General features: G+C 27.9%; 19 protein-coding genes. 16 read left to right on the top strand and 3 right to left on the bottom strand.

Going from position 1 to position 19,728, the window contains the following annotated elements; genetic code table 11:
* Positions 1-3: 3 nt before the first annotated feature.
* The 6 genes from GOQ27_RS15805 to pdxR all read left to right on the top strand — a co-directional run bounded on the left by GOQ27_RS15805 (position 4) and on the right by pdxR (position 6,095).
* Positions 4-780, top strand: a complete 777-nt coding sequence (locus tag GOQ27_RS15805; RefSeq protein ID WP_203367843.1) for a CheR family methyltransferase — start codon at positions 4-6, stop codon at positions 778-780.
* Between the two features lie 81 nt (positions 781-861).
* Positions 862-1,917, top strand: a complete 1,056-nt coding sequence (locus GOQ27_RS15800) for a M42 family metallopeptidase (RefSeq protein WP_203367842.1) — start codon at positions 862-864, stop codon at positions 1,915-1,917.
* Positions 1,908-2,930, top strand: coding sequence for a M42 family metallopeptidase (locus tag GOQ27_RS15795; protein WP_203367841.1), 1,023 nt, complete (start codon positions 1,908-1,910; stop codon positions 2,928-2,930). The genes GOQ27_RS15800 and GOQ27_RS15795 overlap by 10 nt, the downstream gene beginning before the upstream one ends.
* Positions 2,930-3,928: a M42 family metallopeptidase gene (locus tag GOQ27_RS15790; protein ID WP_203367840.1), complete on the top strand. Its 999-nt coding sequence runs from the start codon at positions 2,930-2,932 to the stop codon at positions 3,926-3,928. The genes GOQ27_RS15795 and GOQ27_RS15790 overlap by 1 nt, the downstream gene beginning before the upstream one ends.
* 155 nt (positions 3,929-4,083) lie before the next feature.
* Complete coding sequence (locus tag GOQ27_RS15785; protein WP_203367839.1) at positions 4,084-4,626, top strand: MerR family transcriptional regulator; 543 nt, start codon at positions 4,084-4,086, stop codon at positions 4,624-4,626.
* Between the two features lie 29 nt (positions 4,627-4,655).
* Positions 4,656-6,095 (top strand): MocR-like pyridoxine biosynthesis transcription factor PdxR, encoded by a 1,440-nt coding sequence (gene pdxR / locus GOQ27_RS15780; RefSeq protein WP_203367838.1) that lies wholly within the window; start codon positions 4,656-4,658, stop codon positions 6,093-6,095.
* Here the strand turns inward: pdxR and GOQ27_RS15775 are convergent.
* Positions 6,090-7,106 carry a potassium channel family protein gene (locus tag GOQ27_RS15775; RefSeq protein ID WP_203367837.1) on the bottom strand — a complete coding sequence of 339 codons (1,017 nt, stop codon included), beginning with the start codon at positions 7,104-7,106 and terminating at the stop codon, positions 6,090-6,092. The two genes, pdxR and GOQ27_RS15775, sit on opposite strands and share 6 nt — an antisense overlap.
* A gap of 214 nt (positions 7,107-7,320) precedes the next feature.
* Here GOQ27_RS15775 and GOQ27_RS15770 point away from each other — a divergent pair, with 214 nt between their 5' ends.
* The 9 genes from GOQ27_RS15770 to GOQ27_RS15730 all read left to right on the top strand — a co-directional run bounded on the left by GOQ27_RS15770 (position 7,321) and on the right by GOQ27_RS15730 (position 17,536).
* The gene (locus GOQ27_RS15770) at positions 7,321-8,046 is read left to right on the top strand and encodes a hypothetical protein (RefSeq protein ID WP_203367836.1); all 726 of its coding nucleotides are present in this window, start codon (positions 7,321-7,323) and stop codon (positions 8,044-8,046) included.
* A 187-nt stretch (positions 8,047-8,233) separates the two neighbouring features.
* Positions 8,234-8,383, top strand: a complete 150-nt coding sequence (locus tag GOQ27_RS15765; RefSeq protein WP_203367835.1) for a hypothetical protein — start codon at positions 8,234-8,236, stop codon at positions 8,381-8,383.
* A gap of 296 nt (positions 8,384-8,679) precedes the next feature.
* Positions 8,680-10,002 carry a tRNA (N6-isopentenyl adenosine(37)-C2)-methylthiotransferase MiaB gene (miaB, locus tag GOQ27_RS15760; protein WP_207751326.1) on the top strand — a complete coding sequence of 441 codons (1,323 nt, stop codon included), beginning with the start codon at positions 8,680-8,682 and terminating at the stop codon, positions 10,000-10,002.
* Entirely contained in the window at positions 9,995-10,375 is a 381-nt protein-coding gene (locus GOQ27_RS15755; protein ID WP_203367834.1) for a YlbF/YmcA family competence regulator, read from the top strand. The genes miaB and GOQ27_RS15755 overlap by 8 nt, the downstream gene beginning before the upstream one ends.
* Before the next feature lie 54 nt (positions 10,376-10,429).
* Positions 10,430-13,093, top strand: a complete 2,664-nt coding sequence (gene mutS, locus GOQ27_RS15750) for a DNA mismatch repair protein MutS (RefSeq protein ID WP_484477138.1) — start codon at positions 10,430-10,432, stop codon at positions 13,091-13,093.
* Positions 13,094-13,101: 8 nt separating this feature from the next.
* Positions 13,102-14,973, top strand: coding sequence for a DNA mismatch repair endonuclease MutL (mutL, locus tag GOQ27_RS15745; RefSeq protein ID WP_203367832.1), 1,872 nt, complete (start codon positions 13,102-13,104; stop codon positions 14,971-14,973).
* Between the two features lie 15 nt (positions 14,974-14,988).
* Entirely contained in the window at positions 14,989-15,939 is a 951-nt protein-coding gene (gene miaA, locus GOQ27_RS15740) for a tRNA (adenosine(37)-N6)-dimethylallyltransferase MiaA (protein WP_203367831.1), read from the top strand.
* 4 nt (positions 15,940-15,943) lie between these two features.
* A complete protein-coding gene (gene hfq / locus GOQ27_RS15735; RefSeq protein WP_203367830.1) occupies positions 15,944-16,168 on the top strand; it encodes an RNA chaperone Hfq in 225 nt (74 codons plus the stop codon).
* An 84-nt stretch (positions 16,169-16,252) separates the two neighbouring features.
* On the top strand, positions 16,253-17,536 hold the full coding sequence (locus GOQ27_RS15730; RefSeq protein WP_203367829.1) for a methionine gamma-lyase family protein: 1,284 nt from the start codon (positions 16,253-16,255) through the stop codon (positions 17,534-17,536).
* 25 nt (positions 17,537-17,561) lie between these two features.
* Here the strand turns inward: GOQ27_RS15730 and lexA are convergent, their stop codons facing one another.
* Positions 17,562-18,182: a transcriptional repressor LexA gene (gene lexA, locus GOQ27_RS15725; RefSeq protein WP_203367828.1), complete on the bottom strand. Its 621-nt coding sequence runs from the start codon at positions 18,180-18,182 to the stop codon at positions 17,562-17,564.
* Positions 18,183-18,328: 146 nt separating this feature from the next.
* Between lexA and GOQ27_RS15720 the strand changes: the two genes are divergently transcribed.
* Entirely contained in the window at positions 18,329-18,631 is a 303-nt protein-coding gene (locus GOQ27_RS15720) for a LysM peptidoglycan-binding domain-containing protein (protein WP_203367827.1), read from the top strand.
* Here GOQ27_RS15720 and GOQ27_RS15715 read toward each other — a convergent pair whose 3' ends face one another.
* Entirely contained in the window at positions 18,632-19,588 is a 957-nt protein-coding gene (locus tag GOQ27_RS15715; protein ID WP_203367826.1) for a tyrosine recombinase XerC, read from the bottom strand.
* Positions 19,589-19,728: the final 140 nt, after the last annotated feature.

Here is a 19,728-nt window from a genome sequence, read left to right as displayed (position 1 = left end):
AATATGGATAAATATGAGAAATTTAAAAACGATATTTTAGGTCTAATAAATATTGACTTATCAAGTTATAAAGAAAAACAAATGAAAAGAAGAATAAGTTCTTTAGTATCAAGAAATGGTTTTAAGGACTTCGATGATTACTACTTAATGCTAAAATGTGACAAAGAATTGTTAAATGAATTTATGAATTACTTAACAATTAATGTATCTGAATTTTATAGAAATCATAAACAATGGGATGTTTTAGATAATGAAATCATCCCAAATCTACTGAAAACAAAAAAGAAATTAAAGGTATGGAGCAGTGCATGTTCAACAGGGGAAGAACCTTACTCTTTAGTTATGTTATTATCAAAATTCACTAGTCTATCAAATGTATCAGTCCTAGCAACTGATATTGATGAAAGTGCAATTGAAAAAGCAAAGTTAGGTTTATATTCTGAGAAGAGTTTAAAGGAGCTTCCTACAGAATTTAAAGATAAGTATTTTGATAGAATAGAAAATACCTATAGAATTAAAGATGATGTTAAAAATAGGGTTACATTTAAAAAAATGAATTTATTAGATGACAAATATCCTACTGATTGCGATTTGATTTTGTGTAGAAATGTAATGATTTACTTTACTGAAGAAGCTAAAAGTATCATGTATAAAAAATTTTACAGTGCATTAAGTAATGTGGGAGTGCTGTTTGTGGGGAGTACAGAACAAATTATTTTTCCAAATAAATATAACTTACAAGCAATTGAGACCTTCTTTTATAATAAAAAAAGCAAATAAGTTAAAATTGTTTGAAAATAAATAATTTTTAGAAATATTATGTTATAATAAACATGTGAAATTTAAGAAGGGAGGATTTTTATGAATACATTAGAATTTCTAAAATATTTATCTAATTCAACAAGTGTTTCAGGATATGAGGAAAATATTTCTGAATATATTGTAAATACTTTTAAAGAGTATAGTGATGACATTGACTATGATAAATTGGGTAGTGTTATTGCTATTAAAAGAGGTACTAATAACGTTTCAAATCTTAAGATAATGCTAGCAGCTCATATGGATGAAATCGGCCTAATGGTAAAGGATTTTGATGACTCAGGAACAATAAGATTTACATCTGTAGGAGGAATCGACCCTAGAACATTAGTCGCCCAGGAAGTTATTGTTCATGGTAAAAGGGAGGTTTTTGGTGTAATTGGGACTAAACCTCCACATTTACAAGACTCAAGTGATAGCGATAAAGCTTTTGAGATGGATGATTTATACATAGATATAGGATATGATAAAAAAACAGTTAAAGAATTAATATGTATAGGAGATATTATAACTATAAATCGAGAATTTACAGAATTACAAGGAAATTCAGTTACAGGTAAAGCTTTAGATGATAAAGCAGGAGTAGCAACTATGCTTCAATGTGCTAAAGAATTGAAAAAACTTAATCATCAAGCAGATGTTTATTTCGTATCTACTATTCAAGAGGAGGTAGGAACTAGAGGGGCTATTACTAGTACATACAAGATAAATCCAGACATTGGTATTGCAATAGATGTGGGCTTTGGAAAAACCCCAGAATTAGATAAAGCTGATTCAATAGAAATGAAAAAAGGACCTGCTATTACTCTTGGGGGGAATATTCACCCAACTTTAAGACAAAAACTTATAGAGGTAGCTGAGGAATATAATATACCTTATCAGATTGAAGTAGAATCAGGACCTACTGGAACTGATGCTAGATCTATGCAAATATCCATGGCTGGTGTGCCTTGTTTACTTATTTCTTTACCATTAAGGTATATGCATACTACTGTAGAGACTATTAACATGGATGACATAAAGAACTCTGGTAATCTTATTGCAAGATTTATTTCTGAAATTACTAGTGATAATTTGGAGGGGTATTTATGTTATTAAAAAGATTAACTGAAGCCAGTGGTGTTTCTGGTAATGAGAAGGAAGTAAGAGATATTATCATTGAAGAGATAAAGGATCATGTAGATAATTATGAGATAGATAAGATTGGAAATGTAATTGTTTACAAAAAAGGGAACGTAAAAGGGCCAAGATTATTAATTGCAGCTCATATGGATGAAGTAGGCTTAATGGTATCTGATATTGATGATAGTGGACTGATTAAATTCATTCCTGTTGGTGGTATAGATAAAAGAATTCTAGTGTCAAAAAGAGTAAAGGTAGGTAATAAGAAAATTGATGGAGTTATTGGAGCTAAACCAATACATCTTCAGAAGGCTAAGGAAAGAAAGAATGCATTAGATTTAAAACAGTTATATGTTGATATAGGAACTTACTCCAAAGAGGAAACAGAAAAATTAATAAAAATTGGTGATTATATTAGCTTTGATAGCGACTTTAGAGAATTCGGTGATAATCTAATCAAGGCAAAAGCTTTAGATGATAGGATAGGATGTGCTTTACTTATTGAGTTGTTACAAACTGATAATGAATTCGATATATATGGTGCATTTACTGTAATGGAGGAAGTAGGTCTTAGAGGAGCGGGCCCTGCTGCATTTAAAATAGAGCCAGATATAGCTATCATACTAGAAGGTACAACTTGTGCAGATTTAGAAAATAGTGATACACACTTACAAGCTACTAGATTAGGAGAAGGTCCAGCAATATCTCTTATGGATAGAACTACTTATTTTAATAAAGAATTAAGAGACTTATTAATTAAAGTAGCCCATGAAAACAATATTAAATATCAATATAGAAAAACTAGTGTTGGAGGTAATGACTCAGGAACTATCCACCTTTCAAAAGAAGGAGTTAAAACAGCTACAATATCAGTTCCTTGTAGAAATATTCACACACCAGTTAGTGTCATAAATAAAAGTGATTATGAAAATGCTTATAATTTATTGCAAGCTTCTATCAAAAAAATATTAGAGGGAGGTATTAATTAATGGAATTTAATAGTGATTTATTAAAAAATCTTGTTAAGACTTTCTCACCATCGGGAAATGAAGAAAGGGTTAGAGAATTAATAATTAATGAAATTAAAGATTATGTAGATGAAATAGAAATTGATAATCTAGGTAATTTAATTGCTAGAAAAAAAGGTTCCGGTAAGAAGATAATGATAGCAGGGCATATGGATCAAATCGGATTAATGATAACTGATATAGATAAAAAAGGATTTTTAAGATTTACTAATATTGGAGGCATATCCTCGTTATTAAGTATTAGTCAAAGAGTTATATTTGAAAATGGAACTATAGGAGTTATATCAAATGAAAATGTAGAGGACAAAAACAAATTGAAATTAGAAAATCTTTACATTGATATAGGAGCTAAAGATAAAGAAGAAGCGGAAAAGAAAGTTAATGTAGGAGATTCATGTGTATATCTTAGTGAATATTATGAAGAGGGCTCGAGAATCACCTCAGGATGTTTAGATGATAGAATAGGATGCTATGTAATGATTGAAGCATTAAAACGCTTAGAAGGCACAAATAATGACGTATACTTTACTTTCACTGTGCAAGAAGAACTTGGCATAAGAGGAGCGAAAACTTCAGCATATAAAATTAATCCTGATATAGGTATAGCTGTAGATATAACTGGAACAGGCGACACACCAAAGTCAAAGAGATTTGCAGTTGGATTAGGAAAAGGTACAGCCATTAAAGTAATGGATAAATCAGTTATTGTTCATCCTAAAATTAAAGAGGCTATGGTTAATACTGCAAAAGAAAATAAAATTAAATATCAAATGGAGGTATTAGAATATGGAGGTACTGATTCAGGATCAATACACCTATCTAGAGAAGGAGTTCCTTCCGGTGTTATATCAATACCTACAAGATATATTCATTCACCTAATGAGACAATAAATAAAGAAGATGTGGAAAATTCAATACTATTACTTAAAGAATTAATAAACAAAGAATTTAATTTATAAAAAAACGACCATTATGGTTGTTTTTTTTTGTTAACAAGAAAACTTTGCCTTATTGATTTGTAGAATTATATTTAAAAATGTAAAAATAAGTAGATATTTTTGTGAAGGAATTTTTAAATATAAAAAGAAAGTATATAATAAAAGGAGGTAGGAATATGGATGATAGAAAGTTAAGTATTTCAGAGGTTTCTGATATTTTAGGATATGAAAATCATGTGTTAAGATATTATGAAAAAGAGTTTGAATTAGAAATACCCAGAAATGAAGTGAATCATAGATTTTATACTGATATGGAAATTGAGCTATTAAAAAAAATAAAGAATTTACAACAGAAGGGATATTCAAATAAACAGATTAAACTAATATTAAAATCCCCTGATCTTATTGAGAATGGAACAAATGAAGCTTGTGTTACTGTTCTTATGAACGAAACTAAAAAGAAACCTGGTATAAATTTGCACTCAGCTGATATAATAGAAGCAAAGGAAAGGGAAACCTTAGTTTTAGAAGATTTGAAAGAAGAAATTATTGAATTAATAAATAAACAAGTAGATAAAGATAAAGATATATTAATTACTGAAAATGCTAAATTAAAATTAAAACTAAAAGAGAAAAGCTATGAGATAATTAAATTAAAAGAAAAATTAAATAGTTTAGAAAGCAAGAAGTTTCTATTTTTCAAAAGAAAAAAGAAATAGTAATCTTGTATATATTAATGGAGGGTTAAATGGATATATTTTCTAAAATTATATTAGATAAAGACAAAAATAAACCTATATATATTCAATTGTATAACGAAATAAGAAATATGATAGATAAGGATATTTTAAATTCAAATGGGAAATTACCATCAATAAGAGAACTATCTAAATTATTAAGAATAAATAGTTCTACGGTAGTAAATGCATATAGGCTATTAGAGGAAGAGGGTTATGTATATAAGAAGTTAGGCAGTGGTACTTATGTAAATAAAATTTATCCTCAGAAAAAAGATCAAAATAATGATATATCTCTTGATATATTATATGATTTTACAAATATAACTAGTAATTCAGACTTATTTCCTGTAAATGATTTTAAAAGGTTAATGAATAAAGTAGTAGATAGAGATGGAGGTATAGCTTTTGATTATCAAGATAGTAAAGGGTATTTACCATTAAGAAATGCCATAGTTTGTTATCTAGAGGAACTTGGTATTCAGGTGCCGTTAGAGTCCATACAAATAATTTCAGGAGCACAACAAGGAATAGACATTATTAGTAAAACTATAGTAGATTATGGAGATACTGTAATAACCGAAAGTCCTACTTACTCAGGTGCACTATATTCTTTTAAGTCTAGGTCAGCAAAAATAGTAGAAATTCCAGTAGATAGAGATGGTATAGATTTAATTAATTTAGAACAAAAGATAAAAATATTAAGACCAAAGATAATATATGTCATGCCTATTTATCAAAATCCAACAGGTTTTTCATACTCTGAAGAAACTAAAATATCCATACTTAAATTAGCAGAAAAGTATGATGCTTACATTATAGAAGATGATTATATAAGTGATATTATATTTAATAATCAAAGACTAAAACCATTAAAGAGCTTAGATGAAAATAATAGGGTTATATACTTGAAAAGTTTTTCTAAAAGTTTTATGCCTGGAATAAGACTAGGGTTTGCTATATTACCTATTAGTTTGCAGCATAAATTTTTATTAGGAAAACAATTCTCTGATATATCTACTTCTGGATTTATTCAAAGAGTATTTGCTTTGTATTTGAAAGAAGGTTTATGGAAGGATCATATACAAAAAATAAGTAATATTTATAATGATAAATATAATCTTACAAAAGAATATATTAAGAAATATAAACCTGTGTACTTAAGATATTATAGACCTTCGGGAGGATTCAATTTTTGGTTTTCACTACCTGATGGTTATTCTTCTCAAAGATTGGAAAGTTATCTTAAAAATAATAAGATTTTAATTTATTCTGGATCTAGATTTTACAATGATATATATGATATAGAATATTTTCGTATTAATATTGCTTCAATTAATAAAACTAACTTAGAAAAAGGTATAATTAGATTATTTGAATTAATAGATCAATTTATCAAAGATGAAAAAAATCGTATAATAAATAGTTCTATAAACAATATAGGGTTATAGAACTTTTTCTGGTGCAATATAAACAAGTATATCTTTTTCTTTTATAATGGTGTCTAGCTTTGGACTTAAATAAGTATTTCCATCTCTAAAATAACCTATTAAAGTAACACCTCTGTGTAATAGATCGGAAGAGACATCTATGTATTTATTATTAATATATTCTTTTGGTACTAAAGTTTCATATAATTCAGAACCATATGAGTTTGTTATAAGTTCTTTAATTGCTTTGTTTACACTCTTATATAATATACTTCTTACTAAGACTTTACTTTCTATTTCATTACTTATTATAATGTCGTTTGCATTTGCCCTTAAAAAATGAGTTGTATTATTATGATCGACTACTTCTGCAACAAGATAAACATCTTTGTTTAATTTCTCTACTGCTAAACATGTGAGAACAGATTTAGCATCCATCATTTCGGGATTTTCTAATTTTCTATCTGCTAAAACAATTATTGTTTTTGCATGTTTAATATTAGCTCTTTCTAGTACATTATCTTTCCATGGATTTCCTTTAATGTATGAAATATTTTTATTTCTATAGGGATTTTCATCTATATTATCTATTATTGCTATTTTAATATTATCATCTTCGTTAATTAATTCTTCAATAATGGATTTTGATCTATAATTCCAACCAATTATTATAATATGATTTTTAAAAGTTACATCCACTAGTCCCATCCCTCTCTTTAAGTTCTCCTCAACAAATAATGAAGCAAAAGAAGCTGTTATAAAACCAAATATACCTATGCCTATAAGCATTACTAATATAGCTATTGTTCTACCTATTTGTGTAACAGGATATATATCTCCATATCCTACTGTAGTACTGGTAACGAAACCCCACCAAAAAGCGTCTCCTATATTGTCAATCTTAGGGTTCTTTTCTACTTCAAAAAAATAAAACAAGAAAGAAGAAGTCATTATGAATGCTAGAACAATTGCTAAAGATTTATAAAGTTTTGTATTTTGCATTGATAGATGTAATTTTTTAAGTAACAGCATAGTTAAAATTCAACATCCTTTCCTTAATATTATTATCTTATAAAAATCTCTTTTTATAACTTTTAAATACATTTGATGGATATATCTGCTTATGATTTTAATGGATTATAAGTTTATATTTAGCTTAATGTTTAATTTAATCTAAATATAGTATTTTCCTAGCACTATAATATTTAAAAGATTACAGAAAATAATATAGAAGGAGGATCTAAATATGAACTCTCAAATAGATTATAAAACACAGTTAAATTATCTATTAAATAAAGATGAAAAAGATATTATAAGAAAAGATATATATGAATTTAATAAAATCGTATATATTATGAATCATATAGATCCAATATATATAAAGAAAGAAATATATTTTGATACTTTATTTGAAAAACGGGATATAAAAAAATTACTAATTTTAGTTTGTACAGAATATATACAAAATATAGATAAAAAAATTAATGCAAATATTGATGAGTATCATCTAACTATAGATTTTATTAAAAAATTTTATGATGTATTTAAACCTATAGAAGTGAAAAAGGGTTATTTAGCTATATATCCAAAGTTGTCAATAAAAAAATATGTTTCAGAGGTAATAAAAGAAAGAAACTTTGATAACTTTTATATATCAGAAACAACATTAGAACAATTAATCACTATGTTAATGGCTTTTAGTAAATTCGAACTTCAAAATATAGACACTAAAGATTTTGGAGAAATTAATTTTCCAACTTTGGTTTTAGCTAATATAAAATTATACGAAAAGGGAATTTTATCTATAGAAAAAAACGAAGAAAAGAAAGTAGTATTTTATCTTAAACCTATGAATAATACAAATAAACCTATAAAAATTATAAATGATGAAGAGTTTATTATGTGTAAGATATTAAAAACACTAAATAAGAGAACAAATGAAAAATTTACACTAAATGATTTCATCCAATAGAAATAGTATTAACTATTTCTATTTTTTTGTTTTGCAACATACCATTCTTTATTATGCATAAAAAGGTTGTTTGTTAGCTTATATTCCATATATATGAATTAAGACTTAAAACAAATTGCAAAATTCTGAATTTATACTTGACATTATTTAATATGAAATGTTATAATTTAGTTAAGGAGGAATGTATATGAAAGAAAATATTATTAATAATACGAATAGGGAACAAGTAAGTAGATTGAAGAAATGTGGTGCTATAACTTGTATACATAACCTTGATGGATGTTGTAATGTAGACAAATGCGAAATATATGAAAGAGTATTAAAGCAAGAATATTAAACATAAGAAAAAGAGGAAGATATTCTTCCTCTAGTTGACACCTTTTAGGTGTTATTTTTTTTGTTTTTATTTATAATAGCTAGCAAGTTCCATATCATTTAATGAATTATAAACAATATTTCTTCTGTTATTATATTCTTCTATTACTTCATAAAAATGATTTTCACAAAATATTGAAATGATATACTATTTTTTCAACTTTTCAAACCACATAGATACTTCTTTTTTTTTTCAATGTTTGTTATAATAAAGAATAATTGAATACTATAGTTCAGAATCATTTAGGAGGAATAAAAATGAATAAAAAATACCTTATAACTACATGGGGTTGTCAGATGAATGAGCATGATTCAGAAAAAATTGAAGGAATACTAAATTCCTTAGGATATATAGCTACTAGTGATAAAGAAAAAGCAGACTTAATTATATACAATACTTGTTTAGTAAGAGAAAATGCAGAACTAAAAGTGTACGGTAATCTAGGAGAATTAAAAAGGCTAAAAAGAGAAAATCCAAATTTAATTATAGCTATATGTGGTTGTATGATGCAAAAAGAAGAAGTAAGATTAGTCATCAAAGAAAAATACTCTCATGTGGACTTAATATTTGGAACCCACAATATTCATAAGCTACCTGAATTATTAGAAGATCATGATCAAAAGAAGAATATGTTAGTGGATGTTTGGGAGGACAATGAAGAAATAGTAGAAGGAGTTCCAACCAAAAGAAAATATGATTTCAAAGCATTTATTAATATTATGTATGGATGCAATAACTTCTGTACTTATTGTATAGTTCCTTATACAAGAGGAAGAGAGAAAAGTAGAGAACCAGAAGATATATTAGAAGAGGCATTAAAATTAAGTAAAGAAGGTTATAAAGAAATTACTCTATTAGGTCAGAATGTTAATTCTTATGGTAAAACACTCGATAGTAAGTTAACATTTGCTCAATTACTGCATATGTTAAATGAAATTGATGACTTAGAAAGAATTAGGTTTATGACATCTCATCCTAAGGATTTATCAGATGACCTTATTAATGCTATAAAGACTTGTGAGAAGGTATCTAATCATTTGCATTTACCTTTTCAGTCAGGAAGTAATAGAATATTAAAGAAAATGAATAGAAGATATACTAAAGAACAATATCTAAGCTTGGTTGAAAAAATAAGAAAAGAAATCCCAGATATATCCCTTACCACTGATATAATAGTAGGGTTTCCAGAAGAAACAGAAGCAGATTTTGAAGATACATTAGAGGTAGTTAGAAAAGCTAGATTTGATTCAGCATTTACTTTCTTATATTCAATAAGAGAGGGTACTCCTGCTGCAGATATGGAGAATCAAGTTCCTGATGAAATAAAGCATCAAAGATTTCAAAAATTATTAGATACCTTACATCCTATTAGTTTTGAGAGAAATAAAGAACTAATTGGAAAAACTGTAAAGGTATTAGCGGAGGACTTTAGTAAAAATGATTCTACAAAATTATCAGGTAGAACTGACACTAATAGATTAGTTCATTTTAAAGGCGGAGATGATCTCATAGGTAAAATAGTAAATGTTAAGATCTTAAAAGCTAAGACATGGACCTTGGAAGGTGAAATAGATGTATAACAATGTATTAGACATAGCTAGAAAATTAGGAAAATCAATTCAAAATTCTGAAGTGTTTAATGATTATCTAATAAAGGAAGAGTTGTTTTATAATGATAAAGAAGCTGTGAGCCTTCAAAAGGATATTGAAGATAAAAATATTCTACAAAAAAAGGCAATAATAGATAGAGATACAGAAAAAATAAATGTTATAAAATGTGAGATAGATAAACTAAATAATAAACTATTAGAGAATACACAGTATAATGACTACACTGCTGCAAAAGATAAAGTGGAAAAATTAATGAAAAATATAGATAACATACTAGAATATTTTACAGGCATTAGCGGTGGCTCTGGTTGTGATAATTGTAGTGGAAAATGTGGTAAATAGACTAGGGATTACTTCTTAGTCTATTTGTTTTAATTAATGTAATAATCAGGAGGAATGAAATTGGGAAAGTTAACACCTATGATGCAACAATATATGGATATTAAAAATAAAAACAAAGATTCAGTTTTGTTTTTTCGATTGGGAGATTTCTATGAAATGTTCTTTGAAGATGCTATAACTGCATCAAAAGAATTAGAAATAACTTTAACTGGAAGAGAATGTGGTCAAAAAGAAAAAGCTCCTATGTGCGGAGTTCCATATCATTCTGCTGACGGATATATAGCAAAATTGGTGTCAAAGGGTTATAAGGTAGCTATATGTGAGCAGGTGGAGGATGCTCAAGAAGCAAAAGGAATAGTAAAAAGAGACATTGTTAGAATTGTTACCCCTGGAACAATTACAGATTCTAAAATGTTGGATGAAAAAGACAATAATTATTTAGCTAGTGCTTATTTAAGTGAAAAAGGCATGGGTATATCTTATGTTGATATAACCACAGGAGAGTTATATACTACTGAGAAAAGGAATGTTGATTTTAATTTAATTCGTAATAGTATGGTGGATGAATTAGCTAAAATAAAGCCTAGGGAAGTTATTGTTAACAAATATCTTTATGACACAAGAATTGTTAAAGATATAGAAGATAAATTTAATTCTACTGTTAATGAGTATCATGAATGGATATACAATACTAATGAAAGTAAAAAAGTAATTAAAAATCATTTTAAGGTACTAAACTTAGAAGGATATGGTTTAGGAGACTCTGATTACTCTATTAAAAGTACAGGTGCTTTATTACAATACCTAGAAGAAACTCAGAAGACCTCATTAAAGCATATTAATAATATTTCCCAGTATAGTATAGATAACTTTATGATTTTAGATATTAATACAAGAAGAAATTTAGAAATTACAGAAACTATTAGAGATAAAACAAAAAAAGGTTCCTTACTATGGGTATTAGATAAAACAGCAACATCAATGGGAGCCCGTATGCTTAAAAAGTGGATAGAACAACCTTTATTAAATAAATCCCTTATAAATGAAAGGTTAAATGGTATAGAGTCATTAATAAATAATCTTATTTTAATGGGTGATATTAAGGAAAACTTAAAAGAAATTTATGATATTGAAAGACTTATGGGAAGAATTTCATATGGAAGTTCCAATGCAAGGGATATGATTGCACTTAAGAATTCTATTAATGTACTACCTCAAGTTAGAGAGTTATTAATTGAATCTAATTGTGATTATTTTAAAAAACTAGCTACCAATATAGATTTATTGCCTGATATTTATGAATTAATAAATAAATCTATAGTAGATGACCCACCTATCTCTATTAAAGATGGAGGGATAATAAAAAAAGGATACAATGATAGTTTAGACGAATTAATAACTGCTTCAACAGAAGGAAAGAAATGGTTATCTCAATTAGAAACTACAGAAAAGTCTAGAACTGGTATTAAATCTTTAAAAGTAGGGTTTAATAAAGTGTTTGGATACTATATTGAAGTTACCAAATCAAATTTGAATTTAGTTCCTGACAATTACACTAGAAAACAAACTTTATCTAATTCTGAAAGATATATCACGCCAGAATTAAAAGAAATGGAATCGAAAATATTAGGAGCTGAAGAAAAAAGCACTATATTAGAATATAAACTTTTTAATGAAATTAGAGATCTTATTAGAGTTGAAATAGAAAGAATACAAAATACCGCAAGAATAATTTCTAATATCGATGCTTTAAATTCGTTAGCACAGGTAGCATACAAAAATAATTATATTAGACCTAATATAAATGATAAGGGAATAATAGAAATCAAAAATGGAAGGCATCCTGTGGTTGAAAAGGTATTAGATGGTGATATGTTTATTCCGAATAATACATTATTAGACAAAGAAAGTAATAGATTAAATGTTATTACTGGTCCAAATATGGCAGGAAAATCTACTTATATGAGACAAGTTGCAATTATAAATTTAATGGCTCAGATTGGAAGTTTTGTACCAGCAGAATATGCAAATATATCATTAGTTGATAGAATCTTTACTAGAGTAGGTGCCAGTGATGATCTATCTCAAGGACAAAGTACTTTTATGGTAGAAATGAGCGAAGTTGCAAATATACTTAATAATAGTAGCTCTGATAGCTTAGTAATTCTTGATGAAATTGGAAGAGGTACCAGCACTTATGATGGGCTCAGTATAGCTTGGGCTGTTATTGAGTATATAGGTGATAAAAATAACATAGGTGCAAAAACTTTATTCTCAACCCATTATCATGAGTTAACAGAATTAGAAGGTAGTCTGGATGGTGTGAAAAATTATAAGATAACTGTCAAAGAAGATGGAGAAGATATTATCTTTTTAAGAAAAGTAGTAAGAGGAGAAGCGGATAAAAGTTATGGTATAGAAGTGGCTAACTTAGCTGGTGTTCCATCCCAAGTAATATCTAGAGCTAAAATGATATTAAAAGAATTGGAAAAAAGTGATATCAATTATCAAGATATTGATAAAGAACTAATAGTCCATGAGGAGGTTGCACTAGATTCTAATTCTTTAACTGCTTCTGAAGAGAACCAAATTGATATGTTTAACTTTAAGAAGCAAGAAATCATTGAAATGATAAAAGATATTGAACTTATTAATATAACTCCCCTACAGTCTATGAATATATTAAATGATTTAATTAATAAAACAAAAGAAATCTAGGTGATTAGATGACAAATAAAATTAGAATATTAGATGATAATACAATCAATAAAATTGCAGCTGGAGAAGTAGTAGAACGACCTTCTTCGATCGTAAAAGAACTTATAGAAAACTCTATTGATGCTGATTCTACTAGTATAACTATTGAAATTAAAGAAGGAGGAAAAAGCTATATAAGAGTAACTGATAATGGAAATGGAATAAATCCGGAAGATATTCAATTAGCTTTTTTAAGGCATTCAACTAGTAAAATATCTAACCCAGAGGATCTATCAAGAGTCCTATCTTTAGGGTTTAGAGGAGAAGCACTGGCAAGTATTTCAGCAGTATCAATGGTGGAATTAATAACTAAAACTGAAGATAATAATATTGGAAAATCGGTAGAAATTCATGGTGGGGTATTAAAAGAAGAACTAGATGTAGGTGCCCCTAAAGGCACTACTATTATTGTAAAAAACATTTTTTATAATACTCCAGTAAGAAGAAAATTTTTAAAGTCAGAAGGAGCTGAATCTGCTAATATAGGAGACATAATAAATAAACTAGCCATGTGTAATCCTAATATATCTTTTAAATATATTAAAGATGGTAAGAATATAATTAAAACTCCTGGAAATGGAGATATTAAATCAACTATATATAGTATATATGGCAAAGAATATACTAAATCATTGATAAAGGTAAGTTATGTAAATGATAAGTTTAGGATTTGGGGATATATTTCTGAACCATCATTAACAAGAGGAAATAGAAGCAATGAATTGTTTTTTATTAACAAACGATATGTTAGCAGCTTGATTTTATCAAAAGCCGTAGAAGATGCTTATAGTTCATTAATAACTATAAATAGGTTTCCAATAGTATTTTTATATATAGATATAGACCCTGAAGATGTTGATGTTAATGTACATCCATCAAAAATAGAAGTAAGATTTGAAAATGAAATGATAGTAGTTGATAAAATCAAGAGTATGATTAAAAAAAGATTACTTGGAGAAAATTTAGTTCCTCAAGTTCAACTTACAAAGGAAAAAGACCAGGGAACTCAAGAAAACATAATTGATATAATAGACTCATCAGAATCAAACGTTGATACCAGTGATAATATAGTTATAACTAATAAAGAAATAAATCATTTAAATAATCAATATAAATCAGAATTAAATAAAAGTCCGGATATAATCAGTGAGAATAATTATGATGTTTCTTCTGATTATACTATAGATGATAATATGGATGATGATATAGATAGTAATTATAAAGGTAATGATAATAATACTCAATCTAGAAAGAATGCTTTTCCTACTTTAAATATTTTAGGAAGAATATTTGAGACATATGTTATAGCTGAAGATAAAAAAGATAATGCTATGTATATGATAGATCAACATGCTGCACATGAGAGAGTTATGTATGAAAAATTAAAGAATCAGTATGAAAGAGAAGCGGTTATAATACAACCTTTACTTGCTAATGAAAATCTTAATTTAAATCATCATGAATTTCAGTTAGTATCTAATAATATAGATTTATTTAGAAAATTAGGGTTTGATATTGAAGAGTTTGGTCATAATACAATACTTTTAAGAGGAGTTCCTATGGTATTTGGGTGGCCTGACAATAAAAAATTATTTATTGATATTCTTGATAATTTAAGCAATGAGATAAATAATAGGTATGAATTGAAAGCAGAGAAGATTATAAAGATGTCTTGTACAAATGCTATAAAAGCAGGAGATTTTCTTGGCAGTATAGAAATAAATCAATTGATAGAGGATTTAAAAAAATGTGACAATCCTTTTACATGTCCTCATGGAAGACCTATAACTATTAAAATAACAAAGTATGAGATTGAAAAAATGTTTAAGAGAATTCAATAATATAAGGATGATTATATGAAAAAAGATTTAATACTTATAGTAGGACCTACAGCAGCAGGTAAGACGGCTATTTCTATAGAAGTAGCTAAAAAAATAAATGGAGAAATAATATCAGCAGATTCAATGCAGATATATAAGTATATGGATATTGGTACTGCTAAAGTTACTAAAAATGAAATGGATGGTATAAATCACTATATGATAGATGAAGTTTTTCCAAATGAAGATTATAGTGTGTCTGATTTTAAAGAATCTGCCTATAACTATATTGATAAAATCTACACTAAAGGTAAACTTCCTTTAGTGGTTGGGGGCACAGGCTTATACATAAATTCATTGGTTTATAATTTAGACTTTACTCAGGCTGTATCTAATCCTAAGTTAAGGGAGAAATACTATAATATAGCTGAAGAAAAAGGGAATCACTATATACATGAGTTACTAAAGGAAGTAGATGAAAAATCATATTTAAGAATACATGAAAATGATACTAAACGAATAGTTAGAGCCTTAGAGATATATTATGAGACGGGAAAACCAATGAGTAAAAAATATAATAAGCTTAGAGAACCTAATCCGGATTTTAATATAATAATTTTTGGAATAACTATGGATAGAAAAAAACTTTATAAAAGAATAAATTATAGGGTTGACCTAATGATTGAAGAGGGATTAGTGGATGAAGTTAAAAGTTTATTAGAGAAGGGTTATGATAAAGAACTTGTTTCCTTGCAAGGATTAGGGTATAAAGAGATTATAAGATATTTAGAGGGAAATATGACTTTAGAGGAAGCTGTGGAATTATTAAAAAGAGATACTCGAAGGTTCGCTAAAAGACAACTTACATGGTTTAGAAGAGATGATAGAATTAAATGGATAGACCTAGATAAATATAAAAATAAAGAAGATGCAACTAAGCAAATCATTTCTATTATTAATGACAAAATAAACATGAAAGGGAGGTAAGTAAATGAAAGGGAATATTAACTTACAAGATACTTTTTTAAATAAAGTTAGAAAAGAAAACATTAGTATTACAATTTATTTAGTAAATGGTTTTCAGCTGAAGGGCTTGGTAAAAGGTTTTGATAATTATACAATTGTGTTAGAGATTGATGGAAAACAAAATATGATATACAAACATGCTATTTCAACAATAATACCATCAAAGAATGTTGATTTTTTAGATAAGTAAATATTGACTATATTAAAAAAGTATTCTATCCTAGGATAGAATACTTTTTTAATATATACATAAAACTATAAGAAGGTGAAACTAATGAATGAATTGACTGTAAAATTATTATGTAAACAAGGTGATGTAGATAAAGAAATTATAGAGTTAGTACAGAAGGCTGAAACTGATATTAGTTCTCAATTCAATAGAATTGATGAAATAAGTGAATATAATCAATTAAAAGTTTTAAATGCTATGCAAAAAGAAAGATTAGATGCTACAAATTTTAACTGGACTACTGGTTATGGTTATGGAGATGTAGGGAGGGAAAAGGTAGAAAAAATATATTCTAACATATTTAATACAGAGGATGCTTTAGTAAGGCCTACGATTGTTTCTGGTACACATGCATTATCATTAACATTGTTTGGTATCCTCTTACCAGGAGATGAGCTTATTTCGGCAGCTGGTGCTCCTTATGATACATTGTTGAAGGTAATAGGTGAGAAAGGGGATGAACCGGGAACTTTATTGGAACAAGGAATAAAATATAAAGAAATACCATTAAATGATGAAAGTATAGATGTTGAACGTCTTGTTTCTAATATATCTTCTCAAACGAAAATTGTATTAATACAGAGATCTACAGGCTATAGTTTTAGAAAGGCTTTAACTATTGAAGAGATAGAAATGGTAATTAAAAGAGTGAAGATGGTTAAAAAAGATGTTATTTGTATGGTGGATAACTGTTATGGAGAATTTGTTCATATAAAAGAACCTAGTGATGTAGGAGCTGACATTGTGGCTGGCTCATTAATAAAGAATCCAGGTGGTGGATTAGCCTTAACTGGCGGTTATATAGTAGGGAGGAAGGATTTAATAGAACGGATAGCTAACAAAAGTACTGCTCCTGGTATAGGGAAAGAATGTGGCTTAACTTTTGGTACTACTAGACGTACTTTACAAGGTTTATTTTTAGCCCCAAAAATTGTATCAGAGTCCATTAAAACTGCAATACTTGCAGCAAAGGTATTTAGCAACTTAGGATATGAGATAATACCTAAGTTGGAGGATGAAAGAAGTGATATAATACAGGCTATTAAAATGGATAATAAAGAAAAGGTGATAAAATTTTGTCAGTCTATTCAAGCTTCTTCTCCTGTGGATTCCCATGTAAAACCAGAGCCGTGGGATATGCCAGGTTACGATGAACCAGTAATTATGGCATCTGGAGCTTTTGTTGAGGGCTCATCTATAGAATTAAGTGCTGATGCACCAATTAGAGAACCTTATATAGTATATCTTCAAGGGGGATTAAATTATTATCATGGTAAATATGGAATAATGAAAGTTTTATCAACTTTCAAAAATAGCAACTTATTTTAGAACAATAAAAAAAGGCCTTTGGGCCTTAATTTATTGTTCTAAATACACCTTTTATTTTGCCTAGTATTGTTACATCCCTAACTATTATTGGTTCCATATCTTGGTTTTCTGGCTGTAGTCTTATATGATCTTTCTCCATATAAAATCTTTTTATTGTAGCCTCATCTTCAATTAATGCTACAACGATATCTCCGTTTGTGGCGGTGTTCTGTTGTTTAACTAAGACATAGTCTCCGTCTAATATTCCAGCATCCTTCATACTTTCTCCAGTAACTGATAACATAAAAACTGTATCGTTATTAACAAAATCTACCGAAAGTGGGAAAGTATCCTCGATGTTTTCTGTAGCCAATATAGGAGCTCCGGCAGTTACTTTACCAATAATGGGTACTTCTACAATTTCTTTTCTGCTAAAGATATTGTCATCTTTACTATTTAAAATTTCTATGGCTCTTGGTTTTGTAGCATCTCTTCTTATATAGCCTTTTTTTTCTAATCTAGATAGATGTCCATGGACGGTTGATGTTGATTTAAGACCTACGGCCTTGCAGATTTCTCGAACTGATGGAGGATATCCTTTGGCTTTAAGTTCTTCTTTTATAAAATTTAATATATTATATTGTTTCTTTGATAAGTCTTCATACATATGTAGCACCCCACAATGTCTATTTTAAAATATTATAACATAGAAATAAAAAAGTATCAAACATTCGTTCGTTTTTTCTTGACTAAGAACATCCGTTCTGTTATAATTTAATTAATGAAAGAACTAATGTTCGGGAGGGGTTAAAAGTGCAAACGAAAAGAATAGTCATAGTTAATAAATTTAGATTTACTACATTTTTATCAGTTACTTTATTATTACTAACATTATTAATTAATGGTTTATTGAACATAGTAGTAGCCCAAGAGAATACATATGAAGATTATTACAAAGTTTTCGTTAGGGAGGGAGATACTATCTGGGAAATAGCTCATGATCACAATCCTTATGGTGAGGATGTTAGAAAGATTGTATATGAAATAGAAAAAATGAATAACTTAGAAAGTCAATATATTAGACCGGGAGATATTATAAAAGTCCCAAGAAATTAACTATTTCTTGGGACTTTTTGATAGAGGATTGCTTTTAACTGCTTGTCTTAATTTATCATCGTCTAAATGTGTATATATTTGTGTGGTAGATACACTGTTATGTCCTAATATTTGTTGTAAGGCTCTTATATCTACATTTCCATGTTTATACATTAGGGTAGCGGCTGTATGGCGTAACTTATGGGTAGATATTTTTTCGGTATCTAATCCAGCATTTTCTAAATGTTTTTTTACTAAATGTTGAACAGCTCTTATGCTTAGTCTGTTTTTTCTTTTACTTAAAAATAGAGCTTTAGGATCTTTGACACCGTCTCTAGGTCTAACTTTTAGATATTCATCTATTGCATATATGCAGGAATCGTTTAAATAAATTGTGCGTTCTTTATTTCCTTTACCTACAACTGTTAAAGTATCTTTCTTTATTCTGTTTATATCTATACTCACCAATTCTGACAATCTTAGTCCGCAGTTTAAGAATATCATAATTATAGCATAATCTCTTTTGGGGAATTGACCTCCAATGTTTTCTAATAATAATAATGATTCCTCAAGGGTTAGGTAAGAAGGGTGTCTGGAGGTTATTTTTGGCGTTTCTAAGTCAATTGCTGGGTTTTCATCAATTAATTTTACAATATTATGTAAATACTTAAAAAATGATCTTATGCTTGCAACTTTACGAGCTCTAGTATTGCTAGAATTATCTCTTTGCTTGTCTACATATGAAATATAAGCAAATAAGTCCTGAAGGTTAATTCTTTTCATGATATGTATATCCACATCTGTTATATCAATCTCATCAAATTCTATATCTCTATCAACTAATCTATACCTATATTTAATAAACCTTAGAAAGGTTCTTAAGTCATAATAATATTCTTTTACAGTGTTTTTTGATTTGCCTTTGATAGTATCTAAGTAATTTAAAAAATCTTCTAATATAATTGGGATATCATGCATAATTATCACTCCTTAACAAATTATATTATTATTATACCATTTTTTATGCTTTATGTCACAAAATAATAATTTTGTGACATAAAATAAAGGGAATTTAGCTCTATTTTAATGATTATTTTTAATAATTTATTTAATAATTT

It is taken from the genome of Anaeromonas frigoriresistens, from assembly GCF_016820655.1.
In the GTDB taxonomy this organism is placed as follows: domain Bacteria; phylum Bacillota; class Clostridia; order Tissierellales; family SIT17; genus Anaeromonas; species Anaeromonas frigoriresistens.
This window is presented reverse-complemented; position numbering and strand designations above follow the sequence as displayed.